Below are 21,690 nucleotides of genomic sequence, written 5' to 3'. Positions count from 1 at the left end.
TGGAACCCGTCCATGTCCGATGCCCGCCCGCCCATCTACGTCACCAAGCCCTTCCTGCCCGACCTGAAGGAAGTCATCCCCTACATGGAGAAGATCTGGGCCAACCAGATCCTGACCAACGGCGGGCCCTTCCACCAGCAGCTCGAGAAGGCGCTGTGCGAGCACCTGGGCGTCGAGCACATCGCGCTGTTCGCCAACGGCACGCTCGCGCTGGTCACCGCACTGCAGGCGCTGCGCGTGACCGGCGAGGTCATCACGACGCCGTATTCCTTCGTCGCGACCGCCCATTCGCTGCTGTGGAACGGCATCAAGCCGGTGTTCGTCGACATCGACCCGGACACCCTGAACCTTGACCCGCGCAAGATCGAGGCGGCCATCACCCCGCAGACGACGGCCATCATGCCGGTGCACTGCTACGGCCACCCATGCGACGTCGAGGCGATCCAGAAGATCGCCGACAACTACAACCTGAAGGTCATCTACGACGCCGCCCACGCCTTCGGCGTGCAGTGCCACTGCGGCAGCGTGCTCAACCACGGTGACCTGTCGGTGCTGAGCTTCCATGCCACCAAGGTGTTCAACACCTTCGAGGGCGGCGCCATCGTCTGCCCGGACGCCAAGACCAAGCAGCGCATCGACCACCTGAAGAACTTCGGCTTCGTCGACGAGACGACGGTCGTCGCCCCGGGCATCAACGGGAAGATGAGCGAGTTCAACGCCGCCTTCGGCCTGATCCAGCTGCAGCACATCGACGCCGCCCTGAAGCGCCGCGCCGAGATCGACGCCCGCTACCGCGCCGAACTGGCCGACGTGCCTGGCATCCGCTGCGTCCAGGACAGCGGCGAACGGGTCGCCAACCATTCCTACTTCCCGATCCTGATCGACGCCGAATTCCCGATCAGCCGCGACGCGCTCTACACCCTCATGCGCGAGCACAACATCTTTGCCCGCCGCTACTTCTACCCGCTGATCTCCGATTTCCCGATGTACCGCGGCATGCCCTCCGCCGACCCCAGCCGCCTGCCCGTCGCCAGCGACATCGCCCGCAAGGTGCTGTGCCTGCCGATCTATCCGGCGCTGACGGATGAGGAGCAGGGGCGGGTGATTGAGGTGATCCGGGGCCTGTTCCGCAAGCTGAACCACGGGAGCGCCAGCGTCATGGCCCTGTTGAGCCGAACCGAACTGGAAGCGATGGGCTTCGCGTCCCTGGGTGAAGACGTCCGGATATCGGACAAGGCCTCGTTCTACGGCGCATCGCGCATCCACCTGGGCCACCACGTCCGCATTGACGACTTCTGCGTGCTGTCGGCCGGAGCCGGCGGCATCGAGATCGGCGACTTCATCCACGTCGCCGTCTACACCAGCCTGATCGGCGCGGGTCGCATCGTGCTGCACGACTTCTGCAACCTCTCGTCGCGGGTGTCGATCTACAGCAGCAGCGACGACTACTCGGGCGAGTTCATGACCAACCCGATGGTCCCGACCGACTACACCGGCGTCACCAGCGCCCCCGTGATCCTCGAAAGACACGTGATCGTCGGCAGCGGCAGCGTCGTCCTGCCCGGCGTGCGACTGGCCGAAGGCGTGGCCATCGGCGCCTTGAGCCTGGTCACACGGGACTGCGCGGCGTTCGGCATCTATGCGGGACAGCCGGCCAGGAGGATCAAGGAGAGGAAGAGGGATTTGCTGGGGTTGGAGGCGCAGATCCGGACGAACAAATTGTGAAGAATCATTATCCGTTCGTAGATTTTCTCAGGGGCATCGCAGCTCTATGGGTATGCATCGCCCATTGCATGATTTGGTCCGGAACCACACTACCGGGAATTGCAAGCCCAAAGATTGCGGTTGATCTTTTCATGATGATCTCTGGCTTCTTGATGATGTCTCAAGTTGACCTCAGAGCCGCAGCCGAACCCATGAGCATGAGAGCAAACTGGCTGCGATTCTACGTTCGGAGATATTTTCGAATTGCCCCCGCATACTACGTATCCCTTGCCCTTGCGGTTGCAATCGCACCTTGGTTTCTTGGAGGATACAGCAACCTCAGAGGCGCCATTGGCGGGCCAGTCACACAAACCGCTCACTACGACCCACTACGCATTCAATACGATCTCAACAACATCCTCAGCCACATCACATTCACATTCGGCCTTCATCCACGAGCCTCTTTTTCCACTTACCTTCCAGACTGGAGCCTAAGTCTGGAAATGCAATTCTATCTACTATTCCCCATGATTTATCTGGCCGTACGCAGGTGGGGCTGGCTGAAAATCTGCACAATGGCAGGAGCCACTGGATTTGCCTTGACGGCTGCTTGGGCCTGGGCAATCAAGAGCGGGATCATCGGCACAGACAAAATCTTCTATGAACCAAGCCTAATCGTATTCAAGATTCAGTTCTTCATGATTGGGATCGCAATATACGAACTTGCTCACGAGAAAAGCCAAAAAATCCTTCTACAAGGATTATTGACGATTTCACTGCTCGTCTGCTTTCAGCTAGGCTATGGCATCAATCGCATCTTCGTGATAGGGCTGGCGCTATTCATGCTGGCCTGCGCAAGAACGCATAATCGAATATTGGAAAAGATTTACGAAAGTACGGCAGTCAAACGATTATCAGACTATGCGTACTCCGTTTACCTTTTCCACGGTTTTTTCATTGCCCTTTCGGGTCACTTTCTCTCGGAAATTATAGTTGGTCGCCCTTACACGCTAATCATGATCGTTGTGCCAAGCACGCTGCTGCTGGCTATTGCCGTGGAACGCACCATTGAGAAACCAGGCATTGAGCTGGGTCGCTTGATACTTCAACGACTACCGCGACCGCGCACGCATGTTGCCAGCACATGACTACGTTCCGTAAGAACCTCGTTGCCAGCTATGTAAGCCAGCTCTATGTGGCCGTCATCGGAATCATCATCGTTCCGGTGTACATCCGCTACATGGGCACAGAGGCTTATGGTTTGGTCGGGTTCTACGCGATGCTCCAAGCCTGGTTCCAGATGCTGGACATGGGCTTGTCGCCGACCATCTCGCGACAGACCGCCCGACTGTCTGGAGGCGCCATCACAGGCCTTGAACTGCGTCGGCTGCTGAGAGTTCTCGAAGGCATCTTTGTGGGCGTGGCGCTGGCCGGTGCACTGGCGCTCTGGCTCGGATCAGCATGGGTATCGACCCATTGGCTGCAGGCGCAGAACCTGCCGCTCGCGCAGGTTCAACTCTCGATCGAACTGATGGCTGGAATCATCGCCTTGCGATGGGTCGCGGGGCTGTATCGCGGGGCGATTGGCGGCTTCGAGCAGCAGGCGTGGCTGGGCAGATTGAATGCGTCAACGGCGACGGCAAGATTCGTGGTTGTGCTGGCAATCTTCGAGTTTCTCGGCACAACACCTGCGCATTTCTTCGGCTGGCAATTGATGGTCGCCGTGGTTGAAACCACATTGCTGGTCCGCAAGACCTACAAGCTTCTTCCCGCAATGTCGCCAAGCGGACCGACTGTCGGATGGCATTGGAACGCGATGCGCGACGTCATCGGTTTCTCGCTGAGCATCGCCTTCACAAGCGCGGTTTGGGTAGGCGTCACCCAAACAGACAAACTCGTATTGTCCAAGATATTGCCGCTGGCGGAGTACGGTCACTTCACGCTTGCCGTCTTGGCGGCCAGTGGCGTGACAATCATCAGCGGCCCCCTGAGCACAGCCCTGATGCCGAGATTGGCGCGATTGCAGGCGCAAGGCGATGAGAGAGGGTTGTTGACTCTTTATCGCCAAGCCACTCAAGGCATGGCCGTTCTCGCGCTTCCTGTCGCGGCCGTTATCGGACTCTGCGCTGAACCCTTGCTGCTAGCTTGGACCGGTGACCACTTGCTAGCCCGCGAAACTGCACCAATCCTGCGGCTCTACGCCTTCGGAAACGGCGTCATGGCCTTAGCTGCATTTCCCTACTACCTTCAATTCGCGAAGGGAGACGTACGGCTGCACCTAATTGGCAACGTCATTTTCGTTCTAATACTTATTCCATCCATCATCCTAGCAAGCATGAATAACGGCGCAATTGGTGCCGGATGGGCATGGCTCGGGGCAAATCTACTGTACTTTACATTCTGGACGTGGCGCGTTCATCATCGGTTCGCGCCGGAGATACATAAAGTATGGCTAGGCCAGGACATATTGCCAATTGCCATCAGTACAATCATTGCCTCACTATGCATGTCAGAGACAATCAACTGGGACACCCGACGAATATCTATTGCGATGGAAATCACAGCAATCGGCGCAGCAACACTAATCATCGCGAGCCTTAGTTCAACAAACACTAGACAGCACATTCTCAAAGCCATCCGCAAAACGGATTTGGCAATCAAAAATAAATGAACACACGAGACACCTCGCCCAATACTCGCCCCCCAAAAAAACCAAGGGTTTCCATCTGCGTCGTCACATATAATCATAGAGAATATATTGCAGAGTGCATTCAGAGCATTATTGATCAGACCAACGACTTTGACATTGAAATACTAATCGGGAACGACGCATCCACCGACGGCACATCCGATATCTTGAAAGATTTTGAGAAGAAGTTTCCGTCAATCATAACCGTATACACCCACACCTCCAATCTAGGCGCATTCCGAAACTACAAATTTATTCACAGTCAAGCCAACGGGGAATACATTGCACACATAGATGGCGACGACAAATGGGCCCCAGACAAGATAAAAAGGCAATCAGAGTTTTTAGACAAAAACCCAGAATGCATTGCAGTCTACACAAACGCAACTGTAATTGATGTTTCCGGCAACGCATTCGGCGTATTCAACAACCATCAGCCGGAGATATTCGGAATAGACCGATTAACCAAAGAAGGGAACTTCCTTCTTCATAGCTCAATGATGTACCGCTCACAAGCAAAAAAGGCAATCAGCGAACTCCCTGAGCAGTTTATTGACTATCACCTGCATATAAAGCTAGCGAAAATTGGCTCGCTTGGCTACATAAACAGTAATCTTGCGATTTATAGACACAGCGTCTCCGGGTCTCTTTCAACCCAGAATGCCGGAGATCGCATACGACCACTGTACTGGGGCGCCATAAGCGAACTACTTACACCCGAAATAGACGACAAGATCAAAGTCAATGCACTTGGAGATTTCCTAGGGAAAACAACCATTTTTTATCTTAGGACAAGGCAGATAAAGAAGTTAATTGACTGGATACCCACCATCACCTCTTCATGCCACCGAAGTCTGCACCCCGCAATCTACACAAGGGCACTTAAAACAATCGCTCGCCTTGGCATCCGCAAAGCGCACAAGAGATTTCGAAGAAGCAATGCAGTAGACACGTTATTTTTAAGATAAATGCTCACCGCCCTGCTCCTGACGCTCGCCTTGTTTATCCCTCGATATTGCAGGGATAAAGTCATTTCTCATGCAGCGGCATTTGTCTATATTTGGATCCTGATAAGCCTCCTTACCGAAACTATACCTTGGCTATTGCCAGTATCATCTTTAGCCAAGCTCTACATATTCACTTGTGTTGCAACTTACGTCGGAGGCGTGGCACTAGGGAACCATGCGCCCCCTCAGAAGATTGCAGCATTAGAGACGAGGAACGTACAACGACCTGCCAGCCGCACCAATATAAAGAGAGATCGCATTCTATTGGTGACAAATGGACTATCAGTCGCACTTGTTCTTTGGCTCTTTATCTACTGGTACCAAATAGCCTCCGCATCGCCGCAAGAGCTCATCTACTTCCTCAACGAGACTCGCTACGACGCAGTCCGCGGAGACTCCATTTTTGGCTCTCTACCTATATTCCTAAAGTCGGCAGCAGCCCACCTATTCATATTCACAATCTACTTAATTGCGATTGGGAAAACATATGGATACTGGAAACCAATCGTTTGGCTAAACATAACCTTGGCAGCAGCAGGATCCATGCTAGAAGGCGGCCGCGCAGGCCTTATAATGTATTTCCTTACATTCTTGAGCGCCCTACACACCACCAACAAACTATCTCTAAAGCAGGTCAGCAAATTCATCGCCACCCTCGTTCTCGGATTCATTCTGATTGCGATTGCGCTACGCCCATCAGACTCCGACAGCAGCATAGTTGCGAAGATCGCAAATCACCTCGCCACCTACGCTCTCTCCCCGACAATTCTTTTCGGCCAGTGGTTCGAAAATCCAACGTTCAATTTCAGCTGGAATGGTCCAATATATTTCCTCTCGATGCTCGGGCTCATGGATCCAATTGATCGATCAGGCACTGACGTTGTTCCATTCTGGACAGCCGGGGAAGGCCTCGAAGGAGAGCCAATTGAAGGGAATGTCTATACGGCGTACTGTGTAATCCTAGGAAATCTAGGGTTATATGGTGGGTACGTTTATTGGCTGACCTATGGGTTTATTTGCGGATTCATTGAAAAACGCAATACCCCGCGATACATCTCCCTGATGTCCCTTACGCTACCTTCTGTGATACTCACCATATTCGCCGAATACTTCATTTCAAACGCAATCATCACCCTAAAACTACTAATCCTGCACTTTGCGGTCTGGCTTTACAGAGAAATACGCAACCCAAACCAAAAGAGCATGGCCGCAAGTTCAATGCATCAATAGCAATCCAGAACAACACTCAAGCACCAGAGCATGCATATCTCAGCACTGACCCAAGGAGAAAACACTCCATCGGCAAGATTCAGAATAAGGCAATTAATTGAACCCCTGGGATATGCCAACAAGAAAATCACCGAACTCACGTGCACGCCAGGCGCATACCCGCCCCCCGGAAGATCCCCACGAATCATTTGGGCCTACAAAACAGTCATTGATTCATTTTTTCGAACTCTAAAGACACATCAATTTGATGCGTCCATTCTTCAACGAGAGTTAATTTCAACGATTCCCTCATTCGAGTTCGCAATTAAGTCTCCGCTCATCTTGGATGTGGATGATGCAATATGGCTGCATCGAAAGGGAATTGCTGCAAACAATGCCGGGATGCGCGCAAACCATATCGTTGCCGGCAACTCATTCATTGCAGAGTACTTCTCAAGATTCAACAAGACAGTCTCCATCATCCCCACCGCAGTTGACACCAAACGTTTTCATCCGATCCCCACGGAAAGAACAGCGTCGACTGGGATCATTGGCTGGTCAGGCACTTCGGGTGGTTACAAGTTTTTTTCAGACGAGATGCTCGCCGAAATCGCGAACGTATTGAAGCGGAACGCGGGATGGAAGCTTCAAGTCATATCAAACAGTCCGCCACCCTTTTCGTCTCTACCCTCAAATCAGCTGGAATACATTCCTTGGTCCCCAGAAAATGAGGCAACACTGACATCGAAGTTCGATATCGGACTGATGCCAATATTTAATGATGATTGGAGCCGCGGAAAATGTAGCTACAAGATGCTGCTATACATGTCGTGCGGCATCCCGGTCGTGGCGTCCGACATTGGCATGAACGCGGAATTGTTGCGCGAGGGATCAATTGGATTTGGCGCAATCAAACCGAAAGATTGGTCAAGATCAATCGAGGATCTGATATACGACCCCGAGGAACGCATAAGACTTGGGGCGATTGGACGTGAACTAGTCGGGCGCAACTATTCCATTGAGGTTGCTGCAAGGAAATGGGATTCCGTTCTCTCGAGTATTGGCAGAGGCTAGAGCGCGGCAAGACACGCACATATAGATCTATTCCGGGGTGAAACAATAAGGACCGATCAGAGAGTCCGTCGAACAGATGAATCCATGAAAGTCATGCACGTGATCATCGGCCTCGGCATCGGCGGCGCCGAATTGATGCTGAGGCGCTTGGTGATGGCACAGCAGCAAGCCACCGTCGTCTCGCTGACGCGAGTCGGGCCGGTTGGGGAAATGCTGAGGTCTGCCGGGATCGAAGTCATTGCCCTGGGCAATCGCGGCGTCTGGGATCTGCCTCGGGTTTTCTTGGCGCTGTTTCGCCTGTTGAGAGTCAGAAGGCCCGAAGTCGTGCAGACCTGGATGGTTCATGCCGACCTCATTGGCGGCCTCGCCGCCAGATTGGCCGGCATCAGGGCCGTGATCTGGGGGATCCGAACGACGGACTTCCAGGGTTCTTCGCGTGGGACGCGCCTGATCCGCTGGCTATGCGCTCGCCTCTCCAGCGTGATCCCCGCGTCGATCGCGTGTGCGGCGGAAGCATCGCGCCGCTCGCATGAGGCGATCGGGTATGACGGGTCGCGCATGGTGGTCATCCCGAACGGCTTCGATGTCGGACGGTTCAAGCCGGATCCGGAACGGCGGCGCCAGGTCCGTGGGCGACTTGGCATCGGCGATGCGGAGATCCTGATCGGCCATGTCGGGCGGTGGAACGACGCCAAGGACCATCCGAATTTCGTGCGTGCAGCCGCGACGCTGCAATCTGGCAGGGATCCCGCGCTGCCCAGCCCATTGAGATTCATCATGGTCGGTCGGAACGTCGACGGGCAAAACTCGGTGCTGCAGCAGGCGATTTCTGCGTCGGGGTGCCAGGACCGGTTTCTGCTCCTGGGTGAACGAGACGACGTCCATGACTTGCTGCAGGCATTCGACCTGTTCTGCCTGTCCTCCCGGACCGAAGGTTTTCCGAACGTCGTGGGCGAGGCGATGTCGTCCGGCGTGCCTTGCGTGGTGACCGATGTCGGTGATGCAGCCATGTTGGTCGGGGATACGGGATGGGTCGTCCCCAAGGAAGATTCGGGCGCGCTGGCTGCTGCGCTCGACGAAGCGGCGACCGAATCACCGATACAGCGCGAAGGCCGCGCCGTCAGGGCACGACAGCGGATCGTGGACGAATTCAGCATGGCGCGGGCCTGTCAGCGATTCGGCGAATTGCAGGAACGAGTGGCACGAGACCACCGGCAATCCGCTGGAAACCAGTGAGATCGAGGGAGCGAACGAGATGTGTGGATTGACCGGGTGGCTCACCACCGAAACCAGCGGACCGCCGAGGCATGAGCAGGAAGCCCGGCTGCGACGCATGAACGACGCGCTGTATCTGCGCGGGCCTGACAGCGAGGGGCAATGGCTGGACCCTGAGACCGGCATCGCGCTGGGGCATCGGCGGCTGGCCATCGTGGACCTGTCGGAGGCGGGCCATCAGCCCATGCTCTCGGCATCCGGCCGCCACGTGATCGCCTTCAACGGCGAGATCTACAACCACGCCGAGCTGCGTGAAGAACTGGCCCGTCAGGGCCGGGCGCCGGCCTGGCGTGGGCATTCGGATACCGAGACGCTGCTGGCGGCCTTCGAGGCCTGGGGGGTCGAGGGCTGTCTGACGCGTGCGACCGGCATGTTCGCGATCGCGCTGTGGGATCGGCAGGAACGACGGCTGGTGCTGGCGCGGGACCGCCTGGGCGAGAAGCCGATGTACTGGGGCTGGCAAGGCGGCACGGCCGGGCAGCCGCGCGTGTTCCTGTTCGGCTCCGAACTGAAGGCGCTGCAGCGTCACCCGGCCTTCCGGGCCGAGATCGACCGGGGCGCGCTGGCGCTGCTGATGCGGCACAACTACATCGGCGCGCCGCATTCGATCTTCCAGGGCATCCAGAAGCTGGAACCGGGCAAGTGGCTGGAGGTGTCGGCCGGCTCGGATCAGCCGGTGATCCGCAGCTACTGGTCCGGGCTGGACGTCGGCCTGGCCGGCCAGCGCCAGCCGTTCCAGGGCAGCGAGACGGAGGCGGTCGACGAGGTCGAGCGCCTGCTGGCGGCGTCTGTCGGGCGTCAGATGATGTCGGACGTACCGCTGGGCGCCTTCCTGTCCGGCGGGATCGACTCGTCGGTGGTCGTCGCGCTGATGCAGGCGCAGTCGTCGCAGCCGGTGCGGACCTTCACGATCGGCTTCCACGAGCCCGGCTACAACGAGGCGACCTTCGCCAAGGCCGTCGCGCAGCACCTGGGCACGGACCACACCGAGCTGTACGTGCAGCCGCAGGACGCGCTGGACGTGATCCCGAAGCTGCCGTCGATGTACTGCGAGCCCTTCGCGGACTCGTCTCAGATCCCGACCTTCCTGGTCTCGCAGATGGCACGGCAGCACGTGACGGTCGCGCTGTCCGGTGACGGTGGCGACGAGCTGTTCAGCGGCTACGAGCGCTACCGCATCACGTCATCGATCTGGCATTGGCTGCAGGCGGTGCCGACGCCGATCCGGCGCGTCTTCGCGAAGACGTTGCGGCAGCTCAGCGTCGAGCAGTGGAACCGGGTCTTCCGGTGGCTGTGGTTCTACAAGGCTGCGGGCCGCCACAACAACATGGGCGACAAGATCCACAAGGGCGCCAGCCTGCTGGCCAGCCCGGACCACGCGACGCTGTACCGGGGCATGTTGAGCCACTGGGCGCATCCGGAACAGCTGGTGCTGGGGGCCCGCGAGCCGGCGACCGTGCTGAACGACATGCCGGCCGAGCTGCAGGCGCTGGGCGATGTCGAACGGATGATGCTGCTGGACCTGCTGACCTACCTGCCGGGCGACGTGCTGACCAAGGTCGACCGCGCCGCGATGGGCGTGTCGCTCGAAACCCGCGTGCCGATGCTGGACCACCAGCTGGTCGAGTTCGCGTGGCGACTGCCGCTGGACATGAAGCTGCGCCACGGCGCGACGAAGTGGCCGCTGCGCCAGGTGCTGTTCCGCCATGTCCCGCGCGAGCTGATCGAACGCCCGAAACGCGGCTTCGCCGTGCCGATCGCCGCCTGGCTGCGCGGCCCCTTGCGCGACTGGGCCGAGAACCTGCTGTCCGAACAGCGCCTGCGCGAAGGCGGCCACTTCCAGGTCGACATGGTGCGCCGCTGCTGGCTCGAACACCTGTCGGGGCGGCGCAGCTGGTCGGGGCATCTGTGGGATGTGCTGATGTTCCAGGCCTGGCTGGCAGAACAGAAGAACTGACCGATGCGCATCGCCGTCGTCTCGAACACCGCCTGGTATCTCGTCAACTTCAGGCGCAACCTCATGCAGGCCCTGATGGCCGATGGCCACGAGGTGATCGCGGTGTCGCCGGAGGACGCGCATGCGTCGCAGCTGTCGGCGGCCGGTATCCGTCATGTGCCGGTGCCGATTTCGGGCTCGGGCACGCGCTGGCTCACGGAACTGGGTTCGGTGCTGGCGCTGCGTCGGGCGTTTCGGGCGGCTGGCACCGAGGTCGTCCTCAGCAACACACCGAAGGGCAACCTCTATTCGGCGCTGGCCTGCATGAGCCTGGGCATCCGCTTCGTGCCCAACGTCTCGGGACTGGGCCGGGCCTTCATCCAGACCTCGTTCGTGACGCGGGTGGCGCGGCTGCTTTACCGGTTCACGTTCCGGCACGCGCAGCACGTGTTCTTCCAGAACCTCGATGACCAGGCGATCTTCCTGAAGGCGGGGCTCGTGAAGCCCGATCGCTGCGAACGTCTGCCCGGTTCGGGCGTCGACCTGGGCCGCTTCCAGGCAGCCCCCTGGCCGGAACGGGCGGACGACGCGCCGGTGTTCCTGCTGGTCGCCCGCATGCTGCGGGACAAGGGCATCGGCGAGTACATCGAGGCGGCACGCCTGGTGCGCCAGCAGCACCCTGGTGCCCGCTTCCGGCTGCTGGGCTTCGCGGACGCCGACAACCCGTCGGCCATCGGGCGCGCGACGCTGGACGCCTGGCAGGCCGAGGGCATCGCCGACTATCTCGGGGCGACCGACGATGTTCGCCCGCACATCGCCGATGCGGATGCCGTCGTGCTGCCCTCGTATCGCGAAGGTGTCCCGCGCACGCTGCTGGAGGCCGCCGCGATGGCACGTCCGGTGATCACGACCGATGCGCCGGGCTGCCGTGACACCGTCGTGCCGGGTCAGACCGGCCTGATGTGCCAGGTCCGGGATGCCGCCGACCTCGCCCGCGCGATGCTGCAGTTCACGGCCCTGCCTCGCAGCGAACGCATCGCGATGGGCCAGCGTGGCCGTGAACGGATCGCACGCGAGTTTGACGAGCAGGTGGTGATCACGCGTTATCGGGCGGCACTGGCGGCCATCGCCGGAAGTCCACGCTGACGGCCTGACAGCGCCCGCGCTGCAGCCCCCGCACCACACCTCCCCCCGCGTTCAAGTGCCCTGAAGCCGTCCATCAGTGACGGACTTCCCGCCCCGTGCTGGGCCCCCCTCAGGCGGGGAGGTGGGCCGCGCGGGTGGCGTTCCTAGGATGTCGTGACACGTCCATGACTCCCCAGCCGAGAACGCCACGATGACCCGCACGAACCTGGATCGCTTTTCCTCGCACAGCCGAGCCGGCACGAGGCTGGCGCGGCTGCTGATCGCCACGGCCCTGGGCGGACTGCTGGGTGCTTGTGGCGGCGTGTCCAGCGGTGACACGACCGTGGTGGTGACGCCGACGTCGGTCACGCTGCAGTCGAAGGTGAAGGACACGTCGGCCAGCCCGGTGAACGGCGCGACGATCACGGTGGCGACGCAGTCGACGTCGCTGACGGCCAGCACCGATGCGCAGGGCGACTTCTCGCTGACGATGAGCCTGTCCGCGCTGCCGCCGGCCGGCACGAACACGGACGTGGTGGTGGTCGTCAACAAGGACGGCTACCAGACCCAGGTCGTCACGCTCAGCAGCGCGCAGCTGCGCCGGGGCGGCACCTTGTCGCTGGACCAGATCGCGTTGCAGCTGACGGCACTGCCGCGCACGAAGCTCGCGCCGCTGGCGGGCGCCCTGCTGACGCGGCTGGGTGATGGCGTGCTGTCGGGCCACAGCGCCTCGAACCAGTATCTGCAGGGCACGGTGGTGCCCGGGCAGATCACCTACACGATCGACATGGGCGGCTTCACGGCCCTGGCCGATGCCGGCACCGGCGCGGTCAGCGGCGCCTATCCGACGATGACGCTGGCGGGCCGCTTCCGGGGCTTGCAGACGGACATCTGCCCGAGCCAGATCGAGATCTACCAGCTCAACGGCAGCGTGCGCACGACGGTCGCGACGCTGGGCCTGACGTCGACGCCGGCGCTGTTGCCGTCGGCGCTCGACGGATCCATCTCGACCCTGACGATGGCCGGCATCCCGACGACCGCCCTGAACACGGCCAACGGCAACCTGTGGGTCCAGCTGCGGGCCGGCGACTGCGACGCGAGCGCGGCGACCGACTATGACGACTTCGAGTTCCTGGACCTGACGGTGACGTTCAACGAGCCGGTGCCACCGACCTGAGGCCGGCAGCGCAGCCGGGCCGCATCACTCGTGGTGATCAAACGCCTGGAAGCCCGCCAGCTTGACCAGCGTGTCCTTGCGGGCCGCCGTGTAGTCGCTCTCGATCATTTCCTTGACCAGCTGCTCGAACGAGGTCTGCGGGGTCCAGCCGAGCTTGGCCTTGGCCTTGGACGGGTCGCCCAGCAGGGTCTCGACCTCGGTGGGGCGGTAGTAGCGCGGGTCGACGCGGACGATCACGTCGCCGACCTTGACCTTGGCGCGTGAGCCGGTGACGGCCTTGACGACGCCGTATTCGGCCTCGCCCTCGCCCTCGAACGCGACCTCGATGCCGAGTTCGGCGGCGGCGCGTTCGACGAACTGGCGCACGCTGTACTGCACGCCGGTGGCGATGACGAAGTCCTCGGCCTGCTGCTGCTGCAGCATCAGCCACTGCATCTCGACGTAGTCGCGCGCGTGGCCCCAGTCGCGCAGGGCGCTCATGTTGCCGAGGTAGAGGCAGTCCTGCAGGCCCAGCGCGATGCGGGCGACGGCGCGGGTGATCTTGCGCGTCACGAAGGTCTCGCCGCGCACGGGGCTCTCGTGGTTGAAGAGGATGCCGTTGCAGGCGTACATGCCGTAGGCCTCGCGGTAGTTCACCGTGATCCAGTAGGCGTACAGCTTGGCGACCGCGTAGGGGCTGCGCGGGTAGAAGGGCGTGGTCTCCTTCTGCGGCGTCTCCTGGACCAGCCCGTACAGCTCGCTGGTGCTGGCCTGGTAGAAGCGGGTCTTCGCCTCGAGCCCGAGGATGCGGATCGCCTCCAGCAGCCGCAGGGCGCCCAGGCCGTCGGCGTTGGCGGTGTACTCGGGCTCCTCGAACGAGACGGCGACGTGGCTCTGCGCGGCCAGGTTGTAGATCTCGTCGGGCTGGACTTTCTGGACGATGCGCACGAGGCTGGTCGAGTCGGTCAGGTCACCGTAGTGCAGCACGAAGTTGCGGTGCTCGACGTGCGGGTCCTGGTAGAGATGGTCGATGCGATCGGTGTTGAACAGGCTCGAACGGCGCTTGATGCCGTGCACCACATAGCCCTTCTTCAGCAGGAACTCGGCCAGATAGGCGCCGTCCTGGCCGGTGACGCCGGTGATGAGGGCAACTTTGGGTTGGGTCATGGTGGGGATCGGTTCGTGAGGTTTCAGCGGGCGGCCTGGCCCGGGTGGAACGGCGCCGCCTCATAGGCCAGCCGGATGCCGTCGCGCAGCGATGTCTTCGCGCGCCAGCCCAGGCTGGCCAGGCGGCTGACGTCGAGCAGCTTGCGCGGGGTGCCGTCGGGCTTGCTGGTGTCGAAGACGATGCGGCCCTGGAAGCCGACGATCTCCATGACGGTCTCGGCCAGCTCGCGGATCGTCACGTCGGTGCCGGTGCCGATGTTGACCAGCGGGCCGTCGTAGCCCGTGCGCATCAGGTGGACGCAGGCGTCGGCCAGGTCGTCGACGTAGAGGAACTCGCGCATCGGCGTGCCGGTGCCCCAGACGACGTATTCGGCATCGCCGCGCAGCTTCGCCTCGTGCGCCTTGCGCAGCAGCGCCGGCAGGACGTGGCTGTTGGCGAGGTCGTAGTTGTCGTTCGGCCCGTAGAGGTTGGTCGGCATGACCGACACGTACTGGCGACCGTGCTGGCGGTTGTAGCTCTCGGCCAGCTTGATGCCGGCGATCTTGGCGATCGCGTAGGGCTCGTTGGTCGGCTCCAGCGGGCCGGTCAGCAGGTAGTCCTCGCGGATCGGCTGCGGGCAGTCGCGCGGGTAGATGCAGCTGCTGCCCAGGAACATCAGCCGCTGCACGCCGGCCAGGTGGGCGCCGTGGATCAGGTTGGCCTCGATCAGCAGGTTCTGGTAGATGAAGTCGGCGCGGTACTGGTTGTTGGCCTGGATGCCGCCGACCTTGGCCGCCGCGATGACGACATGGTCCGGCCGCTCGGCGGCCAGGAAGTCGTGCACCGCGCGCTGGTCGAGCAGGTCCAGTTCAGCGTGCGTGCGGGTCAGGATGTTGGCGTGGCCGAGCGCCTGAAGCCGGCGCACGATGGCGCTGCCGACCATGCCGCGGTGGCCGGTGACGAAGATCTTGGCGTCGGGGTTCATCGTGTGCGTGTCCAGGTTCACTGACGGCCGTAGGTGTCCTCGAAGCGGACGATGTCGTCCTCGCCGAGGTAGCTGCCGGACTGGACCTCGATGATCTCGAGCGGCACCTTGCCGGGGTTGGCCAGCCGGTGGGTCTGGCCCAGCGGGATGTAGGTCGACTGGTTCTCGCCCAGGATCATCACCTTGTCGCCATTGGTGACCTCGGCGGTGCCGCTGACGACGATCCAGTGTTCGGCGCGGTGGTGGTGCATCTGCAGGCTCAGCGAGGCGCCGGGCTTGACCATGATGCGCTTGACCTGGTGGCGAGGGCCGTTGTCGATGCTGTCGTACCAGCCCCAGGGGCGGTGGACCTTGCGGTGCAGCACCTGTTCGCCGCGCTGTTCGCGGCCGAGCTGGTTGACGATGTTCTTGACGTCCTGGCTCTTCTCGCGACTGGCGACCAGCACGGCGTCGGGCGTCTCGACGACCACCACGTCCTGCAGCCCGACGACGCTGACCAGCCGGCTGGTGGCGTGGACCAGCGTGTTGCGGCTGTCGCTGACCATCGCGTCGCCGACGCTGGCGTTGCCGGCGGCGTCCTTGTCGGCGACCTGCCAGACGGCTTCCCAGGCGCCGAGGTCGTTCCAGCCGGCGTCGAGTTCCTGCATGCGGATGTCGAGCACGCCGGGGCATTTCTCCATCACCGCGTAGTCGATCGACTCGGCTGGCACGGCGGCGAACTCGGCCTTGCCGGGCCGCACGAACTTGCCGTCGCCGTGGCGGGCGGCCCAGGCGGTGCGGCAGGCGGTCGCGATGTCCGGGCGGAAGCGTTCGAGCGCGGCGATCCAGACGGACGCCCGCAGCACGAAGATGCTGGCGTTCCAGTAGTAGCCGCCTTCGGCCAGATAACGCTCTGCGGTGGCCAGGTCGGGCTTCTCGACGAAGCGGGCGACGACCTGCTCGGGCGCCAGTCCTTCGGCGCGGATGTAGCCGTAGCCGGTCTCGGGCCGGTCGGGCGTGATGCCCAGGATGACGATCGCGCCGCCGGCCGCCTGCAGCACCGCGCGCTGCATCGCGGCGGTGAAGACGGCGTCGTCGGCGATGGTCTGGTCGGCGGCGGTGACGACGAGGATCGGATCGGCGCCGCCTTCGACCGCCTGCAGCGCGGCCAGCATCATCGCGGGCGCGGTGTTGCGGCCCATCGGCTCCAGCACGACGGCCGCAGGCTCGCTGCCGATGTCGCGCAGCTGGTCGAGCACCAGGAAGCGGTGTTCCTCGTTGCCCACCACCAGCGGCGCCAGCAGCTGCTGGCCAGGCGCCGCGAGGCCGCGCAGTCGCGCCACGGCCTGCTGGAACAGGCTGGTGTTGCCCGACAGGACGAGGAACTGCTTGGGGAAGCCCGCGCGCGACAGCGGCCACAGGCGGGTGCCGCTGCCACCGGCCATGATGACCGGCTGGAGGGTGAGGGTCGGAGAGGTCATCGCGGGGTTCCGGTCACGGCCCGGGGGCACGGGAGGTCAACGGGAGATCAGTCGAAGCGGCGGGCATCGGCCAGCAGCGGCGCATCGCGGTCCTTGCCCGACAGCAGCGGCTCGATGCCGTCGAGCGGCCAGGCGATCGCCAGCGCCGGATCATCCCAGCGCACCGCCGCCTCGGACGGCTGGTCGTAGAACGCGGTGGTCTTGTAGAGGAAGTCGGCGCTGTCGCTGAGCACCAGGAAGCCGTGCGCGAAGCCCGGCGGGATCCAGAACTGGCGGTGGTTCTCGCCCGTCAGCTCGACACCGGCCCAGCGGCCGAAGGTCGGGCTGCTGGCGCGCATGTCGACGGCCACGTCGAAGACCCGGCCCTGCGTGCAGCGCACCAGCTTGCCCTGGGCATGCGGCGGCAGCTGGTAGTGCAGGCCGCGCAGCACGCCACGCGCCGAGCGGCTGTGGTTGTCCTGCACGAAGGCGACGGGGTGGCCGACGGCGGCGTCGAAGCTGCGCTGGTTCCAGCTTTCCATGAAGAAGCCGCGGGCGTCGCCGAAGACCTTCGGTTCGAGGATCAGCGGGCCGTCGAGTTCGGTGCGGAGGATGTTCATCGGGTCGGGGATCGGGTCGGAGGAAGGGGTCAGAACGTCTGCTCGCGCAGCACCTTCAGCAGGTACTGGCCATAGCCGTTCTTCAGCAGCGGCTGGGCGAGGCGTTCGAGCTGGGCGGCGTCGATCCAGCCCTGGCGGTAGGCGATCTCCTCCAGGCAGGCGACCTTCAGGCCCTGGCGCTTCTCGAGCGTGGCGATGAACTGGCCGGCCTCCAGCAGGCTGTCGTGCGTGCCGGTGTCGAGCCACGCATAGCCGCGGCCCATGATCTCGACGTCGAGCTGGCCCTGGCGCAGGTAGGTCGCGTTGACGTCGGTGATCTCCAGCTCGCCGCGCGGGCTGGGGGCGATGCTGGCGGCGATGTCGCAGACCTGCTCGTCGTAGAAGTACAGGCCGGTGACGGCGTAGCTGCTCTTGGGCTGGCGCGGCTTCTCCTCGATGCTGAGGGCGCGCTTGTGCTCGTCGAAGGCGACCACGCCGTAACGCTCGGGATCGGTGACGTGGTAGGCGAACACCGACGCGCCGGTGCTGCGGGCGCTGGCGTTGTCGAGCAGGCGGACGAGGTCGTGGCCGTAGTAGATGTTGTCGCCCAGGATCAGCGCGCTCGGGTCGTTGCCGACGAACTCGCGGCCGAGGATGAAGGCCTGCGCCAGGCCGTCCGGGCTGGGCTGGACGCAGTACTGCAGGTTCATGCCCCACTGGCTGCCATCGCCCAGCAGGTGCTGGAAGCGCGGCGTGTCCTGCGGCGTGGAGATGACCAGCACGTCGCGCATGCCCGCCAGCATCAGCGTCGACAGCGGGTAATAGACCATCGGCTTGTCGTAGACCGGCAGCAGCTGCTTGCTGACGGCCAGCGTGGCCGGGTGCAGGCGGGTGCCGGAGCCCCCGGCGAGGATGATGCCCTTGCGGTTCTTGTTCATGTCGTGTCCCTGGGGTGGATCGTGGGCAGGCGGGTCGGTGGGGTTCAGCGCGGCGCGAGCACCTCGGCGAGCATGCGCTCGACGCCGTCCTGCCAGCGCGGCGGCACCAGGCCGAAGACCTGCTGCAGGCGCGCGGTCGACAGGCGCGAGTTGTGCGGCCGGCGTGCCGGTGTCGGGAAGGTGCTGGCGGGCACCGGCGCGATCTCGCGCACGGCCAGCGTCTGGCCCTGGCGGCGGGCCCAGTCGATGACGTGGCTGGCGTAGGCGTGCCAGCTGGTCTCGCCGGCGGCAACCGCGTGGTAGGTGCCGGCCAGCGCGGCCGCATCGGCCGGGCGCCGCAGGGCCTCGCGCAGCATGTGGGCGCTCAGGTCGGCCAGCAGGTCGGCACCGGTGGGCGCGCCGAACTGGTCGTCGACGACGGTCAGGCGCTCGCGCTCGCCGGCCAGCCGCAGCATCGTGCGGGCGAAGTTGCCGCCACGCGCGGCATGGACCCAGCTGGTGCGCAGCGTCAGGTGGCGGCAGCCGCTGGCGCGGATCGCCTGTTCGCCGTCGAGCTTGGTCTGGCCGTAGACGTTGAGCGGGCCGGTCGGCTCGTCCTCGTCGCGGAAATGCGTGCCGGCGCCGTCGAAGACGTAGTCGGTGCTGTAGTGGACCAGCCAGGCGCCGGACTCGCGCGCCGCCTCGGCCAGCACGGCGGGGGCCTCGGCGTTGACGCGCCGGGCCAGCTCGGTGTCGGACTCGGCCTTGTCGACGGCGGTGTAGGCCGCCGCATTGACGATCGCGTCGGGCCGCAGCGCCCGCACCGTCGCGGCCAGGCCGGCCAGGTCGGATAGGTCACCGCAACCGTCGGTCGAATGCCGGTCCAGCGCCACCAGCGTGCCCAGCGGGGCCAGCGCGCGCTGCAGTTCCCAGCCCAGCTGGCCGTTCTTGCCCAGCAGCAGGATCTTCAGGTTCGACATCACCGCTCAGCCGGCCGAACGGGCGGCGTAGTTCTGCTCGACCCAGTCGCGGTAGCTGCCGCTCTGCACGTGCGCCACCCAGTCGGCGTGGTCGAGGTACCACTGGACGGTCTTGCGCACGCCGGTCTCGAAGGTCTCGGCCGGGCGCCAGCCGAGCTCGCGTTCGACCTTGCGGGCATCGATCGCGTAGCGGCGGTCATGGCCGGGGCGGTCCTTGACGTAGGTGATCAGGCGCCGGTAGCTGCCGGCCGGGTCGGGGCGCAGCTCGTCGAGCAGGTCGCAGAGCGTGTGCACGATCTCGAGATTGGTCTTCTCGTTCCAGCCGCCGATGTTGTAGGTCTCGCCAAGCCGACCGCCGGCCAGCACGGCGCGGATCGCGCTGGCGTGGTCGCGCACGTAGAGCCAGTCGCGCACGTTCTGGCCGTCACCGTAGATCGGCAGCGGCTTGCCGGCCAGGGCGTTGACGATCATCAGCGGGATCAGCTTCTCGGGGAAGTGATAGGGCCCGTAGTTGTTGCTGCAGTTGGTCGTCACGACCGGCAGGCCGTAGGTGTGGTGCCAGGCCCGCACCAGGTGGTCGCTGGCGGCCTTGCTGGCCGAGTACGGGCTGTTGGGCTCGTAGGGATGCGACTCGGTGAAGGCCGGATCGGCCGCACCGAGCGAGCCGTAGACCTCGTCGGTCGAGACATGGTGGAAGCGGAAGGCGGTGCGACCGGCCTCGTCCAGCGTCGACCAGTGCGCGCGGGCGGCTTCCAGCAGCGTGTAGGTGCCCTCGATGTTGGTACGCATGAACGCGCCGGGGCCGTGGATGCTGCGGTCGACGTGGCTTTCGGCCGCGAAATGCACGATGGCACGCGGCCGATGCTCGGCCAGCAGGCGGTCGACCAGCGCCCGGTCACAGATGTCGCCCTGCACGAACACGTGGCGCGCATCGCCCTGCAGCGACGCCAGGTTCTCGAGGTTGCCGGCGTAGGTCAGCGCGTCGAGGTTGAGGACCGGCTCTTGTGTCTGCTCAAGCCAGTCGAGCACGAAGTTGCTTCCGATGAAGCCCGCGCCGCCAGTGACAAGGATCATGGGTATCCAGACGAGGAAAAGGGAGAAATGGTGACAGGAAGTCGGCCTGTTGAAGCGTTTGGATCCGGCATCAAACGCCAACAATTTCCAGCCGGCTATCGTAAACCCGCGCGGTTTCGGCCCCAGATGGGTGCCGAAACCAGAAAATGCGGAGGCCGGTGCAGCGTCGTGAACTTGTTCCTTTCCGACCGGAACCGCCCCCTGAATCATCCGGGCTCCCGATCGGGACTCAACCCCCATCCCGCCATGCGCCTCTTCCTCCTGTCTTTCGCTGCCGCCCTGTTCGGCACGCTCCTGATCGTGGGATCGGCACAGTTGCACGACCGATTCACGGGCGATCACGACCACAGCGGTCCGCAGAAATTCCATGCCCGGTCGGTGCCGCGCATCGGCGGGGTCGGGATCATGTTCGGCATGCTGGTCGGCATGGTCTACAGCCTGTTCATGCCCGGCAGCGAGACCGAGACCAAGCTCGCGCTGATCGCCGCCGGGGTGATCGCCTTCGGCGCCGGGCTGATCGAGGACTTCACCAAGAAGGTGACGCCACGCCAGCGCCTGCTGGCGGTGATCCTGGCTGCGGCGGTGGCGCAGTGGCTGGCCGGCGCCGAGATCGTCCGCACGGATGTCTACGGGATCGACCCGCTGCTCGAGATCGCCGGCGTGTCGATGCTGCTCACGCTGTTCGCGGTCGCCGGCGTGTCCAACTCGATCAACATCATCGACGGCTTCAATGGCCTGGCCTCGATGTGCATGGCCATCATGCTGGCGGCCATGGCCTACGTGGCCTGGCAGGTCGGCGACCAGATGATCTTCCGGCTCGCGCTGATCGGGCTGGGTGCGGTGCTCGGCTTCTTCGTCCTGAACTACCCCTTCGGCCTGATCTTCCTCGGCGACGGCGGCGCGTACTTCATGGGCTTCTGGGTGGCCGAGATCGGCATCCTGCTGGTCAAGCGCAACCCGGACGTCTCGCCGATGTTCCCGCTGCTGCTGTGCATCTACCCGGTCTTCGAGACCGTCTTCACGATGTACCGCCGCAAGGTGGTGCGCGGTCGCCCGGTCGGCCAGCCCGATGCCGGGCACCTGCACAGCCTGATCTACCGCCGCCTGCTGCGCTGGGCCGTCGGCCGGCGCGACGCGGCGACGATGCTGCGCCGCAACTCGATGACGTCGCCCTATCTCTGGGGCCTGTGTTCGCTGGCCGCCGTGCCGGCCGTCCTGTGGTGGGACGACTCGGACCTGCTGCAACTGAGCCTGCTGGCGTTCTGCGGCACCTACATCGCGCTGTACCGGGCGATCGTCCACTTCCGGACCCCCAGGCTGCTGGTGCAGCAGCGTGCGCCGGCCGATCTGGCCGAGTCCGCACGATAATCCAGG

General features: G+C 63.1%; 17 protein-coding genes and 1 pseudogene. 11 read left to right on the top strand and 7 right to left on the bottom strand.

The features are described 5' to 3' along the window. Positions 1-12: 12 nt before the first annotated feature. From ACWA7K_RS21950 to ACWA7K_RS21905, 10 genes and pseudogenes are all read left to right on the top strand, one after another. Positions 13-1,116, top strand: a pseudogene (locus tag ACWA7K_RS21950) (DegT/DnrJ/EryC1/StrS family aminotransferase); the annotation flags it as partial. 605 nt (positions 1,117-1,721) lie between these two features. Continuing rightward, positions 1,722-2,852, top strand: coding sequence for an acyltransferase family protein (locus ACWA7K_RS21945; protein WP_456164316.1), 1,131 nt, complete (start codon positions 1,722-1,724; stop codon positions 2,850-2,852). After that, the gene (locus ACWA7K_RS21940) at positions 2,849-4,375 is read left to right on the top strand and encodes a lipopolysaccharide biosynthesis protein (RefSeq protein ID WP_456164314.1); all 1,527 of its coding nucleotides are present in this window, start codon (positions 2,849-2,851) and stop codon (positions 4,373-4,375) included. Before ACWA7K_RS21945 ends, ACWA7K_RS21940 begins: the two co-directional genes overlap by 4 nt. After that, positions 4,372-5,361, top strand: coding sequence for a glycosyltransferase (locus ACWA7K_RS21935; RefSeq protein WP_456164312.1), 990 nt, complete (start codon positions 4,372-4,374; stop codon positions 5,359-5,361). The genes ACWA7K_RS21940 and ACWA7K_RS21935 overlap by 4 nt, the downstream gene beginning before the upstream one ends. Further along, positions 5,362-6,630, top strand: coding sequence for an O-antigen polymerase (locus ACWA7K_RS21930; protein ID WP_456164310.1), 1,269 nt, complete (start codon positions 5,362-5,364; stop codon positions 6,628-6,630). A gap of 30 nt (positions 6,631-6,660) precedes the next feature. Next, positions 6,661-7,683 carry a glycosyltransferase family 4 protein gene (locus tag ACWA7K_RS21925; protein WP_456164308.1) on the top strand — a complete coding sequence of 341 codons (1,023 nt, stop codon included), beginning with the start codon at positions 6,661-6,663 and terminating at the stop codon, positions 7,681-7,683. Between the two features lie 84 nt (positions 7,684-7,767). Beyond that, positions 7,768-8,919, top strand: coding sequence for a glycosyltransferase family 4 protein (locus ACWA7K_RS21920; RefSeq protein WP_456164306.1), 1,152 nt, complete (start codon positions 7,768-7,770; stop codon positions 8,917-8,919). Between the two features lie 19 nt (positions 8,920-8,938). After that, positions 8,939-10,915: an asparagine synthase (glutamine-hydrolyzing) gene (gene asnB, locus ACWA7K_RS21915; RefSeq protein ID WP_456164304.1), complete on the top strand. Its 1,977-nt coding sequence runs from the start codon at positions 8,939-8,941 to the stop codon at positions 10,913-10,915. Positions 10,916-10,918: 3 nt separating this feature from the next. After that, positions 10,919-12,040, top strand: a complete 1,122-nt coding sequence (locus ACWA7K_RS21910; RefSeq protein WP_456164302.1) for a glycosyltransferase family 4 protein — start codon at positions 10,919-10,921, stop codon at positions 12,038-12,040. Between the two features lie 190 nt (positions 12,041-12,230). Next, on the top strand, positions 12,231-13,196 hold the full coding sequence (locus tag ACWA7K_RS21905) for a carboxypeptidase-like regulatory domain-containing protein (RefSeq protein ID WP_456164300.1): 966 nt from the start codon (positions 12,231-12,233) through the stop codon (positions 13,194-13,196). 24 nt (positions 13,197-13,220) lie between these two features. Here ACWA7K_RS21905 and gmd read toward each other — a convergent pair whose 3' ends face one another. From gmd to rfbB, 7 genes are read right to left on the bottom strand one after another with little or no spacing between them, the layout of a single operon-like run. Beyond that, a complete protein-coding gene (gene gmd, locus ACWA7K_RS21900; protein WP_456164298.1) occupies positions 13,221-14,342 on the bottom strand; it encodes a GDP-mannose 4,6-dehydratase in 1,122 nt (373 codons plus the stop codon). Positions 14,343-14,365: 23 nt separating this feature from the next. Further along, the gene (gene fcl / locus ACWA7K_RS21895) at positions 14,366-15,307 is read right to left on the bottom strand and encodes a GDP-L-fucose synthase (RefSeq protein WP_456164296.1); all 942 of its coding nucleotides are present in this window, start codon (positions 15,305-15,307) and stop codon (positions 14,366-14,368) included. A 17-nt stretch (positions 15,308-15,324) separates the two neighbouring features. Continuing rightward, positions 15,325-16,767, bottom strand: a complete 1,443-nt coding sequence (locus ACWA7K_RS21890) for a mannose-1-phosphate guanylyltransferase/mannose-6-phosphate isomerase (protein ID WP_456164294.1) — start codon at positions 16,765-16,767, stop codon at positions 15,325-15,327. Positions 16,768-16,814: 47 nt separating this feature from the next. Beyond that, positions 16,815-17,366 (bottom strand): dTDP-4-dehydrorhamnose 3,5-epimerase, encoded by a 552-nt coding sequence (gene rfbC, locus ACWA7K_RS21885; RefSeq protein ID WP_456164292.1) that lies wholly within the window; start codon positions 17,364-17,366, stop codon positions 16,815-16,817. 29 nt (positions 17,367-17,395) lie between these two features. Beyond that, a complete protein-coding gene (rfbA, locus tag ACWA7K_RS21880; RefSeq protein WP_456164290.1) occupies positions 17,396-18,283 on the bottom strand; it encodes a glucose-1-phosphate thymidylyltransferase RfbA in 888 nt (295 codons plus the stop codon). A gap of 44 nt (positions 18,284-18,327) precedes the next feature. Then, complete coding sequence (gene rfbD / locus ACWA7K_RS21875; protein ID WP_456168909.1) at positions 18,328-19,233, bottom strand: dTDP-4-dehydrorhamnose reductase; 906 nt, start codon at positions 19,231-19,233, stop codon at positions 18,328-18,330. A gap of 15 nt (positions 19,234-19,248) precedes the next feature. Further along, a complete protein-coding gene (gene rfbB / locus ACWA7K_RS21870; protein WP_456164288.1) occupies positions 19,249-20,316 on the bottom strand; it encodes a dTDP-glucose 4,6-dehydratase in 1,068 nt (355 codons plus the stop codon). Between the two features lie 246 nt (positions 20,317-20,562). Between rfbB and ACWA7K_RS21865 the strand changes: the two genes are divergently transcribed. After that, entirely contained in the window at positions 20,563-21,684 is a 1,122-nt protein-coding gene (locus ACWA7K_RS21865) for an MraY family glycosyltransferase (RefSeq protein ID WP_456164286.1), read from the top strand. Positions 21,685-21,690: the final 6 nt, after the last annotated feature.

It is taken from the genome of Leptothrix mechoopdaensis (SeqCode) (assembly GCF_053893855.1).
This window is presented reverse-complemented; position numbering and strand designations above follow the sequence as displayed.

What these genes read in the sequence shown, in the direction of transcription:
- ACWA7K_RS21940 (WP_456164314.1), top strand. Translation starts at nt 2,849, where the DNA reads ATGACTACGTTCCGTAAGAACCTCGTTGCCAGCTATGTAAGCCAGCTC.
- ACWA7K_RS21935 (WP_456164312.1), top strand. Translation starts at nt 4,372, where the DNA reads ATGAACACACGAGACACCTCGCCCAATACTCGCCCCCCAAAAAAACCA.
- ACWA7K_RS21930 (WP_456164310.1), top strand. Translation starts at nt 5,362, where the DNA reads ATGCTCACCGCCCTGCTCCTGACGCTCGCCTTGTTTATCCCTCGATAT.
- ACWA7K_RS21925 (WP_456164308.1), top strand. Translation starts at nt 6,661, where the DNA reads ATGCATATCTCAGCACTGACCCAAGGAGAAAACACTCCATCGGCAAGA.
- ACWA7K_RS21920 (WP_456164306.1), top strand. Translation starts at nt 7,768, where the DNA reads ATGAAAGTCATGCACGTGATCATCGGCCTCGGCATCGGCGGCGCCGAA.
- asnB (WP_456164304.1), top strand. Translation starts at nt 8,939, where the DNA reads ATGTGTGGATTGACCGGGTGGCTCACCACCGAAACCAGCGGACCGCCG.
- ACWA7K_RS21910 (WP_456164302.1), top strand. Translation starts at nt 10,919, where the DNA reads ATGCGCATCGCCGTCGTCTCGAACACCGCCTGGTATCTCGTCAACTTC.
- ACWA7K_RS21905 (WP_456164300.1), top strand. Translation starts at nt 12,231, where the DNA reads ATGACCCGCACGAACCTGGATCGCTTTTCCTCGCACAGCCGAGCCGGC.
- gmd (WP_456164298.1), bottom strand. Translation starts at nt 14,342, where the DNA reads ATGACCCAACCCAAAGTTGCCCTCATCACCGGCGTCACCGGCCAGGAC.
- fcl (WP_456164296.1), bottom strand. Translation starts at nt 15,307, where the DNA reads ATGAACCCCGACGCCAAGATCTTCGTCACCGGCCACCGCGGCATGGTC.
- ACWA7K_RS21890 (WP_456164294.1), bottom strand. Translation starts at nt 16,767, where the DNA reads ATGACCTCTCCGACCCTCACCCTCCAGCCGGTCATCATGGCCGGTGGC.
- rfbC (WP_456164292.1), bottom strand. Translation starts at nt 17,366, where the DNA reads ATGAACATCCTCCGCACCGAACTCGACGGCCCGCTGATCCTCGAACCG.
- rfbA (WP_456164290.1), bottom strand. Translation starts at nt 18,283, where the DNA reads ATGAACAAGAACCGCAAGGGCATCATCCTCGCCGGGGGCTCCGGCACC.
- rfbB (WP_456164288.1), bottom strand. Translation starts at nt 20,316, where the DNA reads ATGATCCTTGTCACTGGCGGCGCGGGCTTCATCGGAAGCAACTTCGTG.
- ACWA7K_RS21865 (WP_456164286.1), top strand. Translation starts at nt 20,563, where the DNA reads ATGCGCCTCTTCCTCCTGTCTTTCGCTGCCGCCCTGTTCGGCACGCTC.